The organism is Bradyrhizobium sp. SZCCHNRI2009, from assembly GCF_032485115.1.
In the GTDB taxonomy this organism is placed as follows: domain Bacteria; phylum Pseudomonadota; class Alphaproteobacteria; order Rhizobiales; family Xanthobacteraceae; genus Bradyrhizobium.
Window position 1 is genome coordinate 288,724 of the sequence record NZ_JAUEUH010000005.1, and the last position, 17,689, is coordinate 306,412.

General features: G+C 65.6%; 16 protein-coding genes. 7 read left to right on the forward strand and 9 right to left on the reverse strand.

From position 1 onward, the window contains the following. The first annotated feature begins 19 nt into the window (after positions 1–19). The 4 genes from QX041_RS19675 to QX041_RS19690 all read left to right on the forward strand — a co-directional run bounded on the left by QX041_RS19675 (position 20) and on the right by QX041_RS19690 (position 3,642). Positions 20–712: a tetratricopeptide repeat protein gene (locus QX041_RS19675; RefSeq protein WP_315784312.1), complete on the forward strand. Its 693-nt coding sequence runs from the start codon at positions 20–22 to the stop codon at positions 710–712. 62 nt (positions 713–774) lie between these two features. Continuing rightward, positions 775–2,061, forward strand: coding sequence for a type II and III secretion system protein family protein (locus tag QX041_RS19680; RefSeq protein ID WP_316166315.1), 1,287 nt, complete (start codon positions 775–777; stop codon positions 2,059–2,061). Positions 2,062–2,084: 23 nt separating this feature from the next. After that, positions 2,085–2,705, forward strand: a complete 621-nt coding sequence (locus QX041_RS19685; protein WP_316166316.1) for a hypothetical protein — start codon at positions 2,085–2,087, stop codon at positions 2,703–2,705. Positions 2,706–3,135: 430 nt separating this feature from the next. Beyond that, on the forward strand, positions 3,136–3,642 hold the full coding sequence (locus QX041_RS19690) for a hypothetical protein (RefSeq protein WP_316166317.1): 507 nt from the start codon (positions 3,136–3,138) through the stop codon (positions 3,640–3,642). A 13-nt stretch (positions 3,643–3,655) separates the two neighbouring features. Here QX041_RS19690 and QX041_RS19695 read toward each other — a convergent pair whose 3' ends face one another. From QX041_RS19695 to QX041_RS19710, 4 genes are all read right to left on the reverse strand, one after another. After that, a complete protein-coding gene (locus QX041_RS19695) occupies positions 3,656–4,852 on the reverse strand; it encodes an acyl-CoA dehydrogenase family protein (RefSeq protein ID WP_316166318.1) in 1,197 nt (398 codons plus the stop codon). A 105-nt stretch (positions 4,853–4,957) separates the two neighbouring features. Next, the gene (locus tag QX041_RS19700) at positions 4,958–5,971 is read right to left on the reverse strand and encodes a formamidase (RefSeq protein ID WP_316166319.1); all 1,014 of its coding nucleotides are present in this window, start codon (positions 5,969–5,971) and stop codon (positions 4,958–4,960) included. Positions 5,972–6,104: 133 nt separating this feature from the next. Then, positions 6,105–6,668 carry a TetR/AcrR family transcriptional regulator gene (locus QX041_RS19705; protein WP_316166320.1) on the reverse strand — a complete coding sequence of 188 codons (564 nt, stop codon included), beginning with the start codon at positions 6,666–6,668 and terminating at the stop codon, positions 6,105–6,107. A gap of 13 nt (positions 6,669–6,681) precedes the next feature. Further along, positions 6,682–7,143, reverse strand: coding sequence for a nuclear transport factor 2 family protein (locus QX041_RS19710; RefSeq protein ID WP_316166322.1), 462 nt, complete (start codon positions 7,141–7,143; stop codon positions 6,682–6,684). A gap of 276 nt (positions 7,144–7,419) precedes the next feature. On the opposite strand from QX041_RS19710, the gene QX041_RS19715 reads away from it, so the two are divergent. Both QX041_RS19715 and QX041_RS19720 read left to right on the forward strand, forming a co-directional pair. Further along, the gene (locus QX041_RS19715; protein WP_315751832.1) at positions 7,420–9,009 is read left to right on the forward strand and encodes an ATP-binding protein; all 1,590 of its coding nucleotides are present in this window, start codon (positions 7,420–7,422) and stop codon (positions 9,007–9,009) included. 90 nt (positions 9,010–9,099) lie between these two features. Next, positions 9,100–9,660, forward strand: coding sequence for a hypothetical protein (locus QX041_RS19720; RefSeq protein ID WP_316166323.1), 561 nt, complete (start codon positions 9,100–9,102; stop codon positions 9,658–9,660). A 27-nt stretch (positions 9,661–9,687) separates the two neighbouring features. Here QX041_RS19720 and QX041_RS19725 read toward each other — a convergent pair whose 3' ends face one another. Both QX041_RS19725 and QX041_RS19730 read right to left on the reverse strand, forming a co-directional pair. Beyond that, entirely contained in the window at positions 9,688–11,043 is a 1,356-nt protein-coding gene (locus tag QX041_RS19725) for a UDP-N-acetylglucosamine-peptide N-acetylglucosaminyltransferase (RefSeq protein WP_316166324.1), read from the reverse strand. A 152-nt stretch (positions 11,044–11,195) separates the two neighbouring features. Then, positions 11,196–11,465: a hypothetical protein gene (locus QX041_RS19730; protein WP_316166325.1), complete on the reverse strand. Its 270-nt coding sequence runs from the start codon at positions 11,463–11,465 to the stop codon at positions 11,196–11,198. A gap of 331 nt (positions 11,466–11,796) precedes the next feature. Between QX041_RS19730 and QX041_RS19735 the strand changes: the two genes are divergently transcribed. After that, on the forward strand, positions 11,797–12,618 hold the full coding sequence (locus QX041_RS19735) for a porin family protein (RefSeq protein ID WP_315715048.1): 822 nt from the start codon (positions 11,797–11,799) through the stop codon (positions 12,616–12,618). Positions 12,619–12,699: 81 nt separating this feature from the next. On the opposite strand, the gene QX041_RS19740 is transcribed toward QX041_RS19735, so the two are convergent. From QX041_RS19740 to QX041_RS19750, 3 genes are read right to left on the reverse strand one after another with little or no spacing between them, the layout of a single operon-like run. After that, positions 12,700–13,824: an ABC transporter permease gene (locus tag QX041_RS19740; protein ID WP_315751829.1), complete on the reverse strand. Its 1,125-nt coding sequence runs from the start codon at positions 13,822–13,824 to the stop codon at positions 12,700–12,702. A 3-nt stretch (positions 13,825–13,827) separates the two neighbouring features. Next, entirely contained in the window at positions 13,828–16,575 is a 2,748-nt protein-coding gene (gene rbbA / locus QX041_RS19745) for a ribosome-associated ATPase/putative transporter RbbA (RefSeq protein WP_316166461.1), read from the reverse strand. An 8-nt stretch (positions 16,576–16,583) separates the two neighbouring features. Further along, complete coding sequence (locus QX041_RS19750; RefSeq protein WP_315825621.1) at positions 16,584–17,684, reverse strand: HlyD family secretion protein; 1,101 nt, start codon at positions 17,682–17,684, stop codon at positions 16,584–16,586. Between the last annotated feature and the right edge of the window lie 5 nt (positions 17,685–17,689).

Here is a 17,689-nt window from a genome sequence, read left to right on the forward strand (position 1 = left end):
CAATATCCGTAGGAAGTACATGCGTAGCTCTGAAGGCCGGGAAACCGCGTTCAACAACCATCTGAAACCAAGTGCCGGTGTTTGCAGGCGAATGGCGCTGGCTGGCAGCATCGCCGGTCTGCTCTGCGCCTGTTCGTCGCTGAGCCCAGACATTGGCGGACCGGTGCCGACGCCCACGACCGCACGCGCCTCGGTCGAGGGTCGCAATCTCCCGGCCTCCACGGCAGCCGCAGCAGCTCCCGCCAACCAAGTCGCCGGGATGGAAGACAAGGACGATCGAATCAGAAAAGCGCGAAGCGAGCTCGCCAGACATCAAGCCGAGCCTGCCCTGGCAATCTTTACCAGCGTGCTCACCTCGGACCCCGAGAACATTCCGGCGCTCAACGGCCTCGGAGTGGCTCTCGACATGCTCGGCCGCCATGACGAAGCTCAGACAGCCTATCGTCAGGTGCTCGCAATCGCCCCCGCCGACATGATCGCAAGCAACAATCTGGGCCTGTCGCTTACCTTGACGGGCCGGTACGCCGACGCGATGACGGTTCTGCGGCCGATCGCGCTCGGTGAGAGCGCCTCGCCTCGTGCACGCCAGAACCTCGTGATCGCTATGGCGCTGAGCGGAGATCGCGATGGCGCCGCCAAGCTTGCGCGGGTCGACCTTCGGGAAGAGGACGTGAGGCTCAATCTCGAGATGCTTTCGGCGATGCGGCGCTGACGATGGGACCGTTTCGAATTTCGCCATCCGCCTGGCTGACCTCGATCGTGGTGATCCTTACGATGCTGGTTCATTGCGCGCCGGCATCATCCAACGCGCGGCAACAGGTGCGAATCTACGCGTCTCAGGGCGAGATGCTGACCTTGCCCCGTCCGGCTTCCAAGGTCTTCGTCGCCGAGCCGGCTGTTGCGGACGTCCAGGTCGCGGCCGCCAACCGCGTCTTCGTTTTCGGCAAAAAGCCCGGCCGTACGACGCTCTTCGCGCTCGACGATTCCGGCGCGACCGTCGCGACGTTCCGGATTGCGATTGCCTATGACGAGAGTGATCTACGGCAGCTGCTGCGAGCTCAATTCGCAGACCTCGACGTCAGGCTGTCGCGGACGCCGCGCGGCGCGGTGCTGAGCGGGCTGGTGCCCAACGCCGACATCGCCGAGAAGGTCCGCTCCACCTGCGCGCAGTTCCTCGGCGAGGACGAGGTGCTGCTCAATCAGTTGAAGATAGGCGGTAGCACGCAGGTGAACCTGCGGGTCCGTATTGCCGAAGTCTCGCGCAACGCGGTGAAGCAACTCGGCGTCAACTGGGAGGCCGCAGGCTCGGCCGGTGGCTTCAGCTTTGGGCTCTCGTCGGCGGCCTCAGGGAGGATCAATACGCCGGCAAACGGCAGCTACAGTGTGACTGCCATCGTGGATGCGCTCGCTCAGGAGGGACTGGTTTCAATCCTGGCAGAACCGACGCTCACCGCTGTTTCGGGTCAGAAGGCGAACTTCCTGGCAGGCGGCGAATTTCCGATCCCCGTCGCCCAAGGGCTGGACCGCATCTCGATCGACTTTCGTCGCTACGGCGTGGGACTGGAGTTCACACCGACGGTACTCTCCGATCGTCTGGTCAACCTGCAGGTCAAGCCCGAGGTCAGCGAGCTCTCGAACGAAGGCGCCCTGATCATGAACGGCGCCCGCGTCCCGAGCCTGATTACCCGGCGGGCGGAGACCACAGTCGAGCTCGGCAGCGGGGAGAGCTTCGTAATCGCCGGACTGCTGCAGAACAAGTTCAACACCGGCCTGGACATGTTGCCGGGGCTGGGCGACCTGCCGGTACTGGGCGCTCTGTTCAGGTCGACACAGTTCCGGAAGAACGAATCCGAACTGATCATCATCGTCACGCCGACAATCGTTCGCCCGATCAGCGAATCGGCACGCATACCGGTCCCGACCGACTTCGTCGGGCCGCCTTCCGAGCTTGAGCGCATCATATTCGGCCGTCTTGGAACGACTCGCCCCGGGGCAGGCCCGATCGAGGTGCCGGTGCCGGGCCGGAGATTGCGTGGCGATGCCGGCTTCCTGATCGAATGACGGTCCTCCAAGGAGCGATAAACATGGCACCGATCAGAAGCGGCCTCGCCATTGCCCTCGCGGTGCTGGCTGCAGGCTGCGCTGTGGACCGGACGGCACCGCCACCGCAGCTCGCAGGTGAGACCGTTCATTACGTCTACGATGTACCTGCAGGACGCTGTTCTGCGGCGAGTTCCGGCGTCGAACACTTCGTGGCCGCGACGGCGAATGGCCGCCCTGAAAGCGTCCGTGCCTGGATCGAAGGACCGCCGGGGCCATGCACGGCGGCGATCGAGCATTCCATCATCCGAGCCGGCGTGGATCGCTCCCACGTCAGGCACGACGTTGCCTCGGCAGTGCACCACGCGACGCGTGTTCACATCGATCGCCTGCTCATCAGCTCCGTTCGCTGCCATCTGTCGGATGGCTTCAATCGCGGCATCTTCGCCGACAATGATGCCGATCCGGCCCTCGGCTGCAGCACGGCTGCGGCCTTTGGCGGCATGGTTGCGGATCCGGAGGATCTTCAAGCCGGAAAAGGACGTAGCCGCGCGGAAGGGGAACCGGCCACCCGCGCGGTCGCGAATTTGCGCGGGGAGCAACCAACCCGTGCCGAACCAACCGGCGAGGACCACCCGCAGACCACGGCTCATCCCGCGCAATGATTGTTCAAGCCGGAGAGCTCAGCCAGTCGCCATTCCGACCTGGAGAAACTTCAGCGTCGCACGTTGCTCAAGGATAAAGCGGAAGCGATGGTGCCGTTGATCCGCAGATTTCTTGATCGCAAGCCCTCGGAGAGCTCTAATATTTTCCTGCGAAAGAGGTCGGGGGCGAAGTATCCAGAGGAGGTACGCCTCCGACTTCCACTTGAAGACGCGGTCGGGTTCGAGACAGCGGATCTCGACGTCGCAGCGTCACGGCGCGTTGGCTCAGCTATCAAGTTGTCCGTGTTGGATTACGCGGCTAAGTCGCTCTCTCCATCGGTCTCTTCGAGTTCGCTGCACGAAGACGTCGCTCCCCCCCAAAGGACTCTTTTTCGAGCCTGTCCGCGGCGACATAGATGACATCGGCTTTTGCAGCGGCCTGGATCGGGCTTTGACGCAGCGACCGCCGCGCCACGACATCGTCCCTTACAATCACATGTGTTCGGACCGCTTCTTCTCTTTTCGGCCGGACGAGAGCGGCAGCGCACTGGGCAGCGTCGAGGTGAAGGAGGCACTGGTCTACGATCAGTACATGCGCGGCGACATCGACTTCACGGGCTTCAGGGTGACCATCTCGCTACGAGAGCAGGCCTGCCAAGCCTATCTGAGTCACGTCGGCATGCGGCAACCTGAGCTGCGCGATCGCGAGTCCCGGGATGGCCGCCTTCTCTTCCGCATCCCCTCGCGTCCTTTCGCGTTTCCCATGCCGCGCGGAAACTCCGATCCGTGGACGTTCGGAAAACGGGTGGTCGACCCATTGCAGGCGATCGCCCGGTTCGCCTTCGACGAGATCGAAATCCAACTGCTGCGTGACGACCGAGGCCGCCGCGTGACCATGGGCGAGGCTGCGTGCGACAGAGATCCCGGCTGGCACGCGCCCTTGCGTCTGCGGGCCTGACGCGCAGCGCGCCTCAGCCGCGCACCACGCCGGCCCGCGACTTCAGGAACTCGCGCGCGACGATCAGCTTCTGCACTTCGGTCGCGCCTTCATAGATGCGCAGCGCGCGGATCTCGCGGTAGAGGCTCTCCACGATCTCGCCCTTGCGGACGCCGCGGCCGCCGAACATCTGCAGGGCACGGTCGATGACGCGCTGGGCGGTCTCGGTGGCCGTGAGCTTGGCCATCGCGGCCTCGCGCGTGGTCGGCAGCTTCTGCACGTCGCGGCGCCAGGCCGCGCGGTAGGTCAGGAGCGCGGCGGCATCGGTCTCGGTCGCCATCTCGCCGAACGCCGCCTGCGTCATCTGCAAGTCCGACAACGTGGCGCCGAACATCTTGCGGCTCTGCGCATGCGCCTGCGCCTCGTCGAGCGCGCGACGGCCGAAGCCGAGGGCGGCGGCCGCCACCGAGGCGCGGAAGATGTCGAGCGTCTGCATCGCCAGCTTGAAGCCGCCGCCGGGCGCGCCGAGCCGGCGGTTGGCCGGGATGCGGCAATTCTGCAGGCGGAGCGTCGCCAGGGGATGCGGTGCGATCACCTCGATGCGCTCGGCCACGGAGAACCCCGGATCGTCGGGAAACACGACGAAGGCGGAGATGCCGCGCGCGCCGGGCGCCTCGCCGGTGCGGGCGAACAGCGTGTAGACGTCGGCGATGCCGCCGTTGGAAATCCAGGTCTTCTCGCCATCGAGCACGTAAGTATCGCCGTCCAGCCGCGCCGCGCAGGCCATCGCGGCGACATCGGAGCCCGCCTCCTTCTCCGACAGCGCGAAGGCCGCGAGCCATTCGCCGGCGCGCACCTTGGGCAGCACACTGGCGCGCAGCTCCGGCGAGCCGCCGAGCGCGATGGCGCCGGAGCCCAGTCCCTGCATGGCGAAGGCGAAATCGGCGAGGCCGTCGGCATAAGCGAGCGTTTCGCGCGACAGGCAGATCGCGCGCGAGTCGATCGCGCCGGCATCCGCATCGGGCGCCACGACGGCGCTGTCGAGCAAGCCTGCGGCACCAAGCGCGCGCACGATCTTGCGGCAGGCGGTGTCAACGTCGTCGTGATCGACGTCGTCGAGGACGCCGGAGCCGACGAAGCGATCGAGCGCCTCGCACAGCCGATGATGCCGCGGCTCGAAGAACGGCCAGTCGAGCCAGTCGCGCGGGATGACCTTGGCCGATGCACTCATGATGGATCTGTCCGCCATATTATTTTAAGTATAAAATAATTGGCGATCGATCGGCTTGTCAAGGTTCCGGCAGCGTCATCCGCGACCCGCCGCGTCCGGTGCGCTTCACTCCGCCGCCTTGCCGAGCTTGCCGAACACGCGCGTCGGCGCCGGGAAGCCGCAGGAGGTGCCGTCGGTGATCTTGACATGATCCTCCCACGGCAACCGATAAGTGCCGGCGACCATGTCGTGCATGAAGGTGTAAGGGCAGTCCATCGCGCCACCTTTCACCGCGACATAGCCGCGGTGCCAGAGCTGGTAGATGTTGTTCTCGACGCCCCAGTTGATGCGAGCCTCGCGCACGAGATCGGGGCGCACCTCGGCGGTGATGATCTCGTCGGCGCGCCCCGTCGTGCCGTGCGCGATGATGCTGCCGTCGAAATTGACGATCATGCCCTCGCCCATCGAATCGAACGAGCCGTCGGAGCCGCACATGCAGACATTGGCCGTCACCATCAGGTTCTGGAACGCATTGGCCTGATTGGTGAAGCGCCAGCTGTCGCGGATCGGCGCGGTGTAGCCGGCGGTGCGAATCATGATTTCGGCGCCCTTGTAGGCGCATTCCCGCGCCATCTCCGGGAACATGCCGTCATGGCAGATGATGAGCGCGATCTTGGCGCCGCGCGGTCCCTCGATCACGGGTATGCCGAGATCGCCGGGCTCCCACGGCTCGACCGGAATCCACGGATGCAGCTTGCGGTAATACAGCTTGATGTCGCCGTGGTCGTCGATGATCAGACCCGAATTGTAGGGGTTGCCGTCGGGGTTGTGCTCCATGATCGAGAAGCAGCCCCAGATCTTGTTGTCGATGCAGGCCTGCCTGAACGCGGCGACCTCCGGCCCGTCGAGCCGGCACATGATCTCGGGATTGGTGTCCATCGACAGCCCGTGTAGCGAGTATTCCGGGAACACCACGAGATCCATGGTGCCGAGATTCCGCCGGGCCTTGCCGACCATCCAGACGATCTTCTCGGTCTGCCGCGCGAGGTCGTCCTTGCTCACAACGACCGGCAGCTGCAGCTGCACCAGGCCGATGACCACGCCGTTGTCGGATTTATTGAGACCGCCTAACCCGTTCATGCCGGACCTCCCTGGATGTCGCCACTGCTCGAGACGTTGCCCAAGACAACCACGATTTCACGAGAGCCGCGCGCCGATATTTCAGCCCGCCATTTGCCGCTTGCTGAGGCAGCGGTCGCCGGCGCTTCGGGAGTCAGACGACGGATGATCGTTGCAGGCGCGCTTGGAACCGCGTCAGCGCGCGGCCGAAAACGGCCGCCTCACCGGTTGCGCGCGCCAGCACCAGTGCACCCTGGATGCCGAGCACCACCTCCTCGGCGCCGTCGGCGGCCTGTGCCGCCGGCCAGCCGTCGCGGATCAGCGCATCGCGCAAGGCCTCGATCCAGCGTGTGAAGTAGCTGGCGATGGCGGCGGCGAAGCGATCCCGCGTCTCGTCGAGCGCGAACGCCCCGACGAGGCAGACGCGTCGGCCGGAACGGAAGTAGTCGTCGACGCCACTCCACATCCGCGCGATCGACTGCTCCGGCGGATCATCGCGCAGCGGCGCATAGATCTCGCGCTCGAACCAGGCGTCGACATGCGCCAGCACCGCCCGCCCCATCTCGTCCTTCCCGCCTGGAAAGAAGTGATAGAGGCTGCCTTTGCCCAATCCCGTCATCTCGGTGATCCGGCTGAGCGAGGTGCCCTCGAAGCCGAACTCGCGGAACACCTCGGCAATCAGCGGGATGACGTCGGCGCGCTCGTTGAGCGTCCGCATGGCTCTCCCTGCGTCAAAGTCCCAAGTCGGTCAGTCCGGGATGATCGTCCGGCCGGCGCCCGAGAGGCCAGTGGAATTTGCGATCGACCGCCTTGATCGGCAGGTCATTGATGCAGGCGTAACGGCGCTGCATCAGCCCCTGCGCGTCGAACTCCCAATTCTCGTTGCCGTAGGAGCGAAACCAGTTGCCGCTGTCGTCGTGCCACTCATAGGCGAAGCGCACCGCGATCCGGTTGTCGCTGTGGGCCCAGATTTCCTTGATCAGGCGGTAGTCGAGCTCCTTGGCCCATTTGCGGGAGAGGAAGGCGACGATCTCGGCGCGGCCGGTGATGAACTCGGCCCGATTCCGCCACCGGCTGTCGGGCGTGTAGACCAGCGACACGCGCTCGGGGTCGCGGCTGTTCCAGCCATCCTCGGCCATGCGCACCTTCTGGGTGGCGGTCTGCAGCGTGAACGGCGGGGCGAGAGAGCTCACGGGACATCTCCTTGTGTACTATATCGTACGGACTATACCGATCGGTACACACCGTCAACCCTCAGATGTCGAGCGGAGCTCCAGGCACAGGCTCGGCCGTGCGCAATCCGCGTCGACGCGCGGGGGCCTATGCCTGCGGTGCCCCTCTACCAAATGTGCGCGTCGCGACAGTCAGGACCCTTGTGTGCTCAACGGAAATTCGATGATCTGCTAAGGGAACCGACCGCGCCGCGGGGGCGACACGGTCCGTCGGCCACACTTTTGGGGATATCGGACATGTCGATGCTCACGCCGCATGGCGAGTGCCTGCTGTGGACACCTGAGCTGATCTGGGTGAACACGGTGTCCGACATCCTCATCTCCTTCGCCTTCTTCACCATCGCGTTCGTGCTCGCCTTCATCGTCTATCGCCGCCGCGACTTTCAGTTCAGCTACATCTTCTGGGCCTTCGCGCTGTGGGTGTCCGTCTGCGGGCTGACACGGCTGATCGAGGTGCTCACGATCTGGGTTCCGGCCTACAGCCTGGAGGCGGCCACCAAGGGCTTCCTGGCCTTCCTGTCGGTCGGCATCGCCGCCGCGCTGTTGCTGCTGCTGCCGCGGGTGCTGACGATGCCGTCCCGCGCCGAGCTGCGGAACGCCTATGCGCAACTCGAGGAGGAGACGCGGCAGCGGCGCAGTGCGGAAGCCATGGTCCGGCGGTTCCAGGAGATCGAGGCCACCGAGGCGCAGGTGCGGCAGGCGCAGAAGATGGAGGCGATCGGCCAGCTCACCGGCGGCGTCGCCCACGACTTCAACAACATCCTCACCGTGATCACCGGCACCATCGAGATCCTGGCCGAGGCGGTCAAGGACCGGCCGCAGCTGGTGCAGATCACCAGCCTGATCAACTCGGCGGCGGCGCGCGGCGCCGACCTGACGAAGCACCTGTTGGCGTTCGCCCGCCGCCAGCCGCTGCAGCCGCGCAGCGTCGACATCAACGGCATGGTGGTCGACACCGCGCGCCTGCTGCGCCGGACGCTCGGCGAGCAGATCGAGATCGAATCCATGCTGGCGCACGATTCGGCGCCGGCGATGATCGACCCCAGCCAGCTGTCGACCGCGATCCTGAACCTCGCGCTCAACGCGCGCGATGCCATGCCGGACGGCGGCAAGCTGACCCTGGAAACCAAGAACGTCCTGCTCGACGCCGCCTATGCGCGCATGAACCCGGAGGTGATCCCCGGCAACTACGTGATGATCGCGGTCAGCGACACCGGCGAGGGCATTCCCGCCAACCTGCTCGACAAGGTGTTCGAGCCGTTCTTCACCACCAAGGACGTCGGCAAGGGCGTCGGCCTCGGCCTCAGCATGGTCTACGGCTTCGTCAAGCAGTCCAACGGTCACATCAAGATCTACAGCGAGCCGGGGCACGGAACCTCGGTCAAGCTGTACCTGCCGCAGGCCAATGCCGATGCCGATGCGGCACTGTCGACCATCGGCGCCGAGGGCATGGAGCGCGGCGACGAGACGATCCTGATCGTCGAGGACGATTCGCTGGTGCGCGAATATGTCATCGCCCAGATCAAGCGGCTCGGTTACACGACGCTCGCGGCTAGCAAGGCCGACGAGGCGCTGGCGCTGATCGACAGCGCGACGCGGATCGATCTTTTGTTCACCGACATCATCATGCCCGGCGGAATGAACGGCCGCCAGCTCGCGATCGAGGCGCTGAAGCGGCGTCCCAGCCTCAAGGTGCTGTACACGTCGGGCTATACGGAGAACGCGATCGTTCACCACGGCCGCCTCGATGCCGGTGTGCTGCTGCTCACCAAGCCGTATCAGAGCGCCGATCTCGCACGCATGCTGCGGACCGCCCTGAACTCTTGACCGTGCGATGCGCGACGCATGATCCGGCCTGCAGGCGCGCGCGTTTCCGGGCCGGTGATGCGCACCTTCTTGCGGAGCTGAGGGACTTGAATGGCTGAGATGTTTTCACGCGGGCTGGCCGCCGTGCAGGCCTATGCGTCGGCCGATGACCCGCAGTCCGACATCGCCGCCAAGGTCGCGCTGATCATCGTCTCCAACCAGCCGTTCTATCCGCTCTATCTCCATGCCATCGTGGGCGCGGCGGCGTGGCCGGCCTGGCTGACGCTGCTCACGACGCCATTGTTCGCCAGCGTGCCGATGCTCGCGCGGCGCAATCCGTTCGCCGGCCGCGCCTTGATGGTCCTGACCGGCACGGCCAACACGGTGTTCTCCGTCAAGCTGTTCGGCGCGCAGAGCGGCGTCGAGCTGTTCCTGCTGCCTTGCGCCCTGCTCGGCGCGCTGCTGTTCAGGCCAGCGGAGCGCCTGATGTCGTTGCCTTTGTTGGGACTGCCATTCGTGTCCTATCTGCTGATCGATGCCCGCCTTGGCGCGCCGCTGATGAAGGTCGCCAGCTCCAATTACGGGTCGCTCGTCGCAATCAACGCGACCAGCGTCGGCGCGCTGACGGCCCTGATCGGGATCCTCGCTGCCGGACGCATGGCGACGCAGTAAGGCGCAGCAAGCCCGCCTCGTCCCTGCTCAAGACTTCGACGCCCAGATCGGCCCTGGCGCGCCGCCGCTGCGGCGGTGGTGCCACATCTGGTCGTAGAGATCCTGCAGCGACCGGGCATAGGCGGCAGCGTCGAACAGCGGCGCGGCCAGCCGGTTGCGCCGGAGCCTGGCCTTGGCCGCCTGCAGCAGATCCGGCTCGGCGGCGAGCGTCAGCGCCACCGCCAGATAGTCGGCCTCGTCCGATGCAATGAGCTCGGGACATCCGACCGCATGTAACAGGCTGCCAGCCACCCGCGAGGCAAACGTATCCCCGGCGCAGCTCACGATCGGCACGCCGGCCCACAGCGCGTCGCTCGCCGTGGTGTGGGCGCCATAGGGCGCGGTGTCGAGCACGAGATCGGCGAGCTGGAGCCGGCGCAGATGCTCGCCTTGCGTCGTTTCCGGCGCGAACACCAGGCGACCGGGCGCCACGCCGCGCCGAAGCGCCTCGCCGCGCAGATTGCCCTCGGCCCGATCGGACGCCAGCAGCCACAGCACGCTGTCCGGCGTCGCGTCGAGCAGGCGGCACCACAGGTCGAACACCGCGGGCGTGAACTTGTAGGCCTGGTTGAAGCAGCAGAACACGATGCCGGCGCCCGGCAGACCGACTTCCGCACGGGTCGGCGCCGGGCCCAGCGCCGCCCGGCCGTGCGGCTGATACGAATGCGGCATGTAGGCAAAACTCTCCGAATAATCGGCCGCAACGGCCAGCGGCGTCATGAACGGATCGGTGATGATGTAGTCGCAGATGTCGCCGCCCAGCGTCCCGGGATAGCCGAGGAAATTCACCTGGACCGGCGCCGGATGCAGCATCAGGATTCCGGTCCGGGCGCCGCGCGTATAGCCCTTGAGGTCGACCAGAATATCGATCTGCGCGGCATGCACCGCGGCGGCGCTGTCGCTCAGCGCGGTCACATCATGGAAGCCGTCGAAGACGGCGTGCAGCCGGCCCCGCATGGCGCCGCGATCGTCGGCGCCGAACGAGAACGCATGCAGCTCGCAGCGATCGCGGTCATGCGCCTCGAGCGCTTCGATCAGCAGATGCGCCGTGGCGTGGTCGTGGAAGTCGTTTGAAAGGTATCCGACACGAAGCTTGTCGCGGAATGTCAGATCGAAGCCAAAATCCAGCCGCGCCCGCTCGGCGCTGCTGGCTGCGATCCGGTCGCGGGTCCACAGCTCGGAGCAAAGGCGATGCTCGCCGGCGCTCATGCCGGGTACCGATAGCAGCAGGAATGGCGGAATTTGCCCCGACCGCGCCTGCGCCAGCGACAGCCGGGCGTCGGTCGACGACCGGGCGAAATCGTCCCAGGCACACATGCCGCGGTCGCGCCCGAGCGATCTCATTCAGGTCCATCCATGGCGGAGCTGACATCAGACCCAGCAAGTCCTGCGCCAGACCCCGGCCTGCAGATGAAATGGAGACGCGCTGTGACAACTCCCTCACTGTCGCTCTGGCGCCGATCGCGCCGCGGGAATGACGCGCTGTGCCCGAAGAACTACGCGGCCGCCATCTGCCGGTGCGACGGCCGGTAGGAGGCCCCGTGATGGCCAATATTGTAGTTGATGTTCGCCGGCGGTTGCGACGGTGCCTGGCGAGCGACGAAATAATCCTCGAGCTCGGCGACCGCACGGCTTTCCCATTCGGCCGCCTGCGCCAGCAGCGAGTCGCGCTGATGTGGGCGAAATGCCGCAGTCTGGCGGTACAAGGAGGCGATGGTCCGATAGCGCCGCACGTTCTCGAGAACCGCTTCCCCATTCATCATCATGATGCTCTCCCCTCTCCGTCCCCCAGGACGCGCCGAAGGTGCACGCGCCCGATTTGCGAAATCGTTAGCGGGCAAGACCGCGTGCCCGGATGGTTGGCGAATCCTTGACTAACGCGGTGCGGCCGATTGTCCGCTTCGTCGAAACGGCTCGGTATCAGTTGACCGCCTCGTCGGATTTACAATGACTTAAGGTTAAGACCACACGCGCGGAAAGTGACGTCGTCACAGATACTTACGCTCACGAGTGTTGTAGTTGAACTACAGCCTAATCGGCCGAATTGTGAGAAAAGCTTGTCTCAATGTTGCTGATTTTGATTGAGGATTGTGACCGATGAAGACTCTTGCCTCAGCCGTCTCTTTGCTCCTCGCCAGCTCGCTCGGCGCATTCGCCGCGGATCTGCCGGCCCGCTACACCAAGGCTCCCCCTCCGGTCGCGATCTACAACTGGACCGGCTTCTACTTCGGCGGCAGCGTCGGCTACGGCTGGGGCCGGTCGAACTTGAACACGACGCTGGACCAGACCAGCAGCTGGGCGGTCGAGGGCGCCGCCTTCCAGAATGAGTTCGTCAACATCAGCAACAACCGGCTCAATCCGGCCGGCGTGCTCGGCGGTCTCCAGGCCGGCTACAACTGGCAGAGCGGCGCCGGCGTCTTCGGCATCGAGGCCGACATCAACGGATCGGACCTCAACAAGCGGACTGTCTACACGGCGGCCAACCCGCCCACGACCCGCACCTTCAACGAGAGCATCCGGAACGACTGGTTCATGACCCTGCGCGGCCGCGCCGGTTACGCGGTCGATACGACGCTGTTCTACGTCACTGGCGGTCTCGCGGTCGGCAATGTCAAGGGCAGCTGGGATCTGACCTCGGCAAACGGCTACACCAAGACCGCCTCGGCCAACGAGACCCGGGTCGGCTGGACCGTCGGCGCGGGTGTCGAGCATGCGTTCGCACCGAACTGGACCGTCAAGGCAGAGTATCTCTACACCGACCTCGGCAGCATCAACTACACCTCGGCCTACGTCCCGGGCAGCACCTTCGCCCCGCCCGGCTCGAACTACGTCGAGCGCCTGTCCCAGGACTTCTCATTCCACACGGTCCGGGTCGGCGTGAACTACAAGTTTGGCGGCCCGGCGGCCGCGCGCTACTGATCGCCGTCATCCATAGCGACGCCATTCAAGGAAGAGCCTCGGCCCAGTGCCGAGGCTTTTTTGTTAGGGTCGAGGGCGGGCTCAGGCCGCCGCGATCGCCGCCCGGAAGCGGCGCAAGGTCAACGCCAGGACCACCGCGCCGATCGCCGCCACCGCTACGAATTGCGGCCAGACGACATCGATGCCGGCGCCGCGATAGAGGATCGACTGGGCGAACGACACGAAATGCGTCGACGGCGACGCCTTCATGATGGTGGCGAGCCACACCGGCTGGCTTTCCACCGGCGTCATCCCGCCCGACAACAGGTTCATCGGCACGGCGACGAGGATATAGAGCAGACCGAGCTGGGGCATCGACCGCGCGATGGTGCCGAGAAACAGCCCGACGGCGGTCGCGAAGAACAGATACAGCACGGTGCCCACCATGAACAGCGGGATCGAGCCCATGATGGGCACGCGCAGATACCACCGCACGACGGCGTAGAGCGCGATGGCGACGGCGACCGCGATCACCAGCGCATTGGCCCAGATCTTCGACATCGCGATCTCGAAGGGCGACAGCGGCATGACCAGCAGATGATCCATGGTGCCATGTTCGCGCTCACGCACCAGCGCCGCGCCGGCCAGGATGATCGCGAGCATGGTGACGCTGTTGATGATGCCCATCACGCCTTCGAACCAGGCCGTCGTGACGTTGGGATTGAACGCGATCCGCGTCACCAGGTTGACCGGGGCGGACGAGGATGTCTCGGAGCGGGCGACGAACCAGGCGACCTCCGTATTGATGATCTGCAGCGCATAGCCGGATCCGATTCCCGCCTGGATCATCGCGGTCGCATCGACGTTCACCTGCACCGACGGCTTGCGCCCGGCAAGGACGTCACGCTGGAAATTCGGCGGGATGTCGAGCACGAACGTGAAGCGGCCGCTGTTCATGAGCCGCTCCACCTCGCCTTGGCTGATGTAGACAGGCGGCTGGAAGTAAGGCAGCTGGAATACGCTGGCGATCCGGCGCGACAGCTCGGAGCTGTCCTCGTCGACGACGGCGATCGAGGCGCGATGCAGCTCCTGCGAACTGCTCTGCGCCTGGCTGATCACCGCCACGGTGAACGAATAGATCACGAGCCCGATCAGCACGACGTCGCCGAACAGGCTACGCAGCTCCTTGGTTCCGAGCCAGAACACGTTGGAGAGCGAGCGCATCATGGCTCACGCCTCCTGCTTCGGCAGCATCGCCAGGCTGAACCCGGTCAGGACGGGAATGAAGATCAAAAGGATCAGGATGTCGGCGCCGACATCGGCAAAGCCCAGCCCCTTGGTGAAGGTGCCGACCGCGATCGGGCGGTAGTACGTCATCGGGAAGACCATGCCGATCAGCTTGGCCACGCCGGACAGCGACGACACCGGGACCAGCATGCCCGAGAATTGCGTGGCCGGCAGCACGGTCAGGATCGCGGTCCCGAACAGGGCCGCGATCTGGGTGCGGCAGAAGGTCGAGATCAGCATGCCGAAGCCGGTCGTGGTGACGACGTAGACCAAGGTGCCGACCATCAGCGGCAGAAAGGCGCCCTTGAGCGGGACTCGGAACAGGACCATCGCCATCACGTACATCAGCGCGAAATTCACCAGCGCGACGGCGATGTAAGGCAGCTGCTTGCCAAGCAGGAATTCGAGCCGCGTCACCGGCGTGACATAGAGATTGGTGATCGACCCCAGCTCCTTCTCGCGCACGACCGCGAGCGCCATCAGGATGGCCGGAAACAGCGCGAGCAGCAGTGCGATCGTGCTTGGGGCCATCGCGTAGATGCTGTCGAAGGACTGGTTGTACTTGAACCTGATCTCGACATTGACCGGCGAGGCCGGCAACGGCTGCGTCGTCTTGACGGCGGGATCGGAGAGATAGAGCTGATGCGTGCCTTCGAGGTAGCCTCGGATGGTCTCGGCGCGGAACGGCATCGCGCCGTCGATCCAGGCCGACACGAAGGCCGGCCGGCCGCGCTTGATGTCGACACCGAAGTTCGGCGGGATCTCGATCGAGGCCTTGATGTCGCCGCTCTTCATCCGCCGTTCGAGCTCGGCATAGTTGGCGAGCGGTGGCCTTTCGACGAAATAGCGCGAGCCTCTGAGCTCCGACAGATAGGCGCGACTCTCCGGCGACTGATCGCGGTCGAGCGCGGCGAAGGTCAGGTTGTTGACGTCCGTGGAGATGCCGAAGCCGATCACGATCATCAGGAACGCCGTTCCGAACAGCGCGAACATCAGCCGGATCGGGTCACGGATCAGCTCGAGACCTTCGCGGATCGTATAGGCGAGCAGCCGCCGCGGGCTGACGGCGGCCTGCCGTTGCTCGTCCCGCGGCCGATCGGCGGGGCGTGGATAGGGTCGCGCCTGGGTCAGCGTGACCGGCGGATCGGCGACGCCGGCATCCTGCTCGAGGAAGGCGATGAACGCCTGCTCCAGCGTCTGCGCGCCCTTGGCGCGGATCAGGCCGTCCGGCGTGTCGGTCGCCAGCACCCGCCCCTCATGCATCAGCGACAGCCGGTCGCAACGCGCCGCCTCGTTCATGAAATGCGTCGAGACGAAGATCGTCATCTCATCTTGACGCGAAAGTTCGATCAGCAGGCGCCAGAACTGATTGCGCGCGACCGGATCGACGCCCGACGTCGGCTCGTCCAGGATCAGCAGATCGGGTCCGTGGACGATCGCCACCGCGAGCGACAGGCGCTGGCGGATGCCGAGGGGAAGATCGGCCGCGAGGCCGTCGATATGGTCGGTGAGGTCGCAGCGCTCGACCAGTTCGGCAATCCGCTTCCCGGCAGCGGCCAGCGGCAGATGGAACAGCCGCGCATGCAGCACCAGGTTCTGCCGCACGGTGAGCTCGCCATACAGCGAGAACGCCTGCGACATGTAGCCGACGCGGCTGCGCGATTCATGATTGCCGGCCTCCATGGAGCGGCCGAAGATCAGCGCCTCGCCGGCGCTGGGAGGCAGCAGCCCCGTCAGCATCTTCATCGTCGTGGTCTTGCCGCAGCCGTTGGAGCCGACGAAGCCGAAGATCTCGCCCTTGCGGATCTGGAAGTTCACGCCGTCGACCGCGGTGAAATCGCCGAAGCGGCAGGTCAGGTCGCGCGCGACGATCACGGTCTCGTGGCTGCCGTCGAGCTCGGACTTGGCCGGCATCTCGGCGCGGTCGCGCGCCGGCCGGTCGGGCAGCAGCGCGACGAACGCGTCCTCGATCGACGCCGCGTGGGTCTGCGCCTTGAGCTCCGTCGGCGTGCCGGTCGCGAGGACGCGCCCGTCGTTCATCGCGATCAGCCAGTCGAAACGCTCCGCCTCCTCCATATAGGCGGTGGCGACGATGACGCTCATGCCCGCCGCGCTGCGCGCGCGCAGACGGTCGATCAGGTCCCAGAACTGCCGGCGCGACAGCGGATCGACGCCGGTGGTCGGCTCGTCGAGGATGAGCAGATCGGGATCATGGATCAGCGAGCAGCACAGGCCGAGCTTCTGCTTCATGCCGCCGGACAGCTTTTTTGCCGGCCGGTCGGCGAAATCGGACAGCGCCGTCGCCTCCATCAGCTCGGCGATGCGCCAGTCGCGCTCGGACCTCGACTGGCCGAACAGCCGGGCAAAGAACGCGATGTTCTCGCGCACGCTGAGATCGGGATAGAGATTCTTGCCGAGACCCTGCGGCATGTAGGCGATCCGCGGACACACCTGCGTGCGGGCGCGCCGGTCCGCCATGTCGGCCCCGAGCACGCGCGCCTGCCCGTCCTGGATCGCGCGCGCGCCGGCCAGGATCGACAGCAGCGACGACTTGCCGACGCCATCGGGACCGATGAGCCCGACCACGCGGCCGGCGGGAATGTCGATCGAGACGTTGTCGAGCGCGATCACGCCGCGATAGCGCTGCGAGACGTTCCTGACCATCGCGACCGGAGACGCATCGCCGATCATGTCGGCCATCATGGCGAGACTTGCAGACGCGCCGGCCATGCGACGTCGGGATTCCACCTGACATACGCCACGCCCGGCAATCCGCTCCTGACGGCATCGGCATGCGCAGCCAGTCTGTCCGGATCGACGCGTACACGGATGCGAAACATCAGCTTGTCACGCTCGCTGCGGGTCTCGACCGTCTTCGGCGTGAACTGCGCCTGGCTCGCCACGAACGCAACTTTCGCCGGGATCGGACGATCCGGATAGGCATCGAGCACGATCCGCGCTTCGGTGCCGATCTTGACCTTGCCGACCTCCTCGGTCGGCAGGAACACGTCCATGTAGACATAGCCGATGTCCAGCATGGTGAAGACCTTGCCGCCGGCGGCGAGAACTTCGCCGACATTGGCGAGACGATATTGAATGCGGCCGGGCTTCGGCGCGATCAAGGAATTGTCGGCGATCTGAACGGTGTAGAGCGCGACGTCGTGACGAACCGCTTCGAGCCCGCGTTCGGCTTCGAAAATCCGCGCCTGCGCGCCGGCAAGGCCGGCGGTCGCATTGTCGAGCGCCTGCTGGCGCTGATCGGCCAGCTCGCGTGTGGTCCAGCCGCTCTGCAGCAGGCTGCGGGTGCGCTCCATCTCCTGCTCGGCGAGCGTCTTCTGCGCCTGCAGTTGCGCGAGATTGGCACGGGCCTGGTCGACGACGTGCTGCGCCTGCTCGGCCTGGGCTTGCGCCTTCGACAGCGATTGCTGCAGCTCCTTCGTGTCCATCCGCGCCACGATCTGCCCGGCCTCGACGCGATCGCCGATATCGGCGCGCAGCTCGGCAACGCGCCCGGCATATTTGGTCGCGATGTCGATCTCGTCAGCCTCGATGCGGCCGTTGCTGACGCTGATGCCCACCGGCAGCGGCGGATGCAGGCGCTGCCACCAGACGTAGCCGCCACCACCGGCAGCCCCGACGGCGAGCACGAGCAGCAGAAACGGCCACAACGCCCACCTGCGCCGCGGCTGATGGGACACGGGAACAGACACCGCCGACGAGGGAACGACAGCGCCGGGCGCAGCATGCGTATCCCGAACAGGCCGGATGTCACTGACAAGCTCGGATTCCTGCTGATTCATTCCAA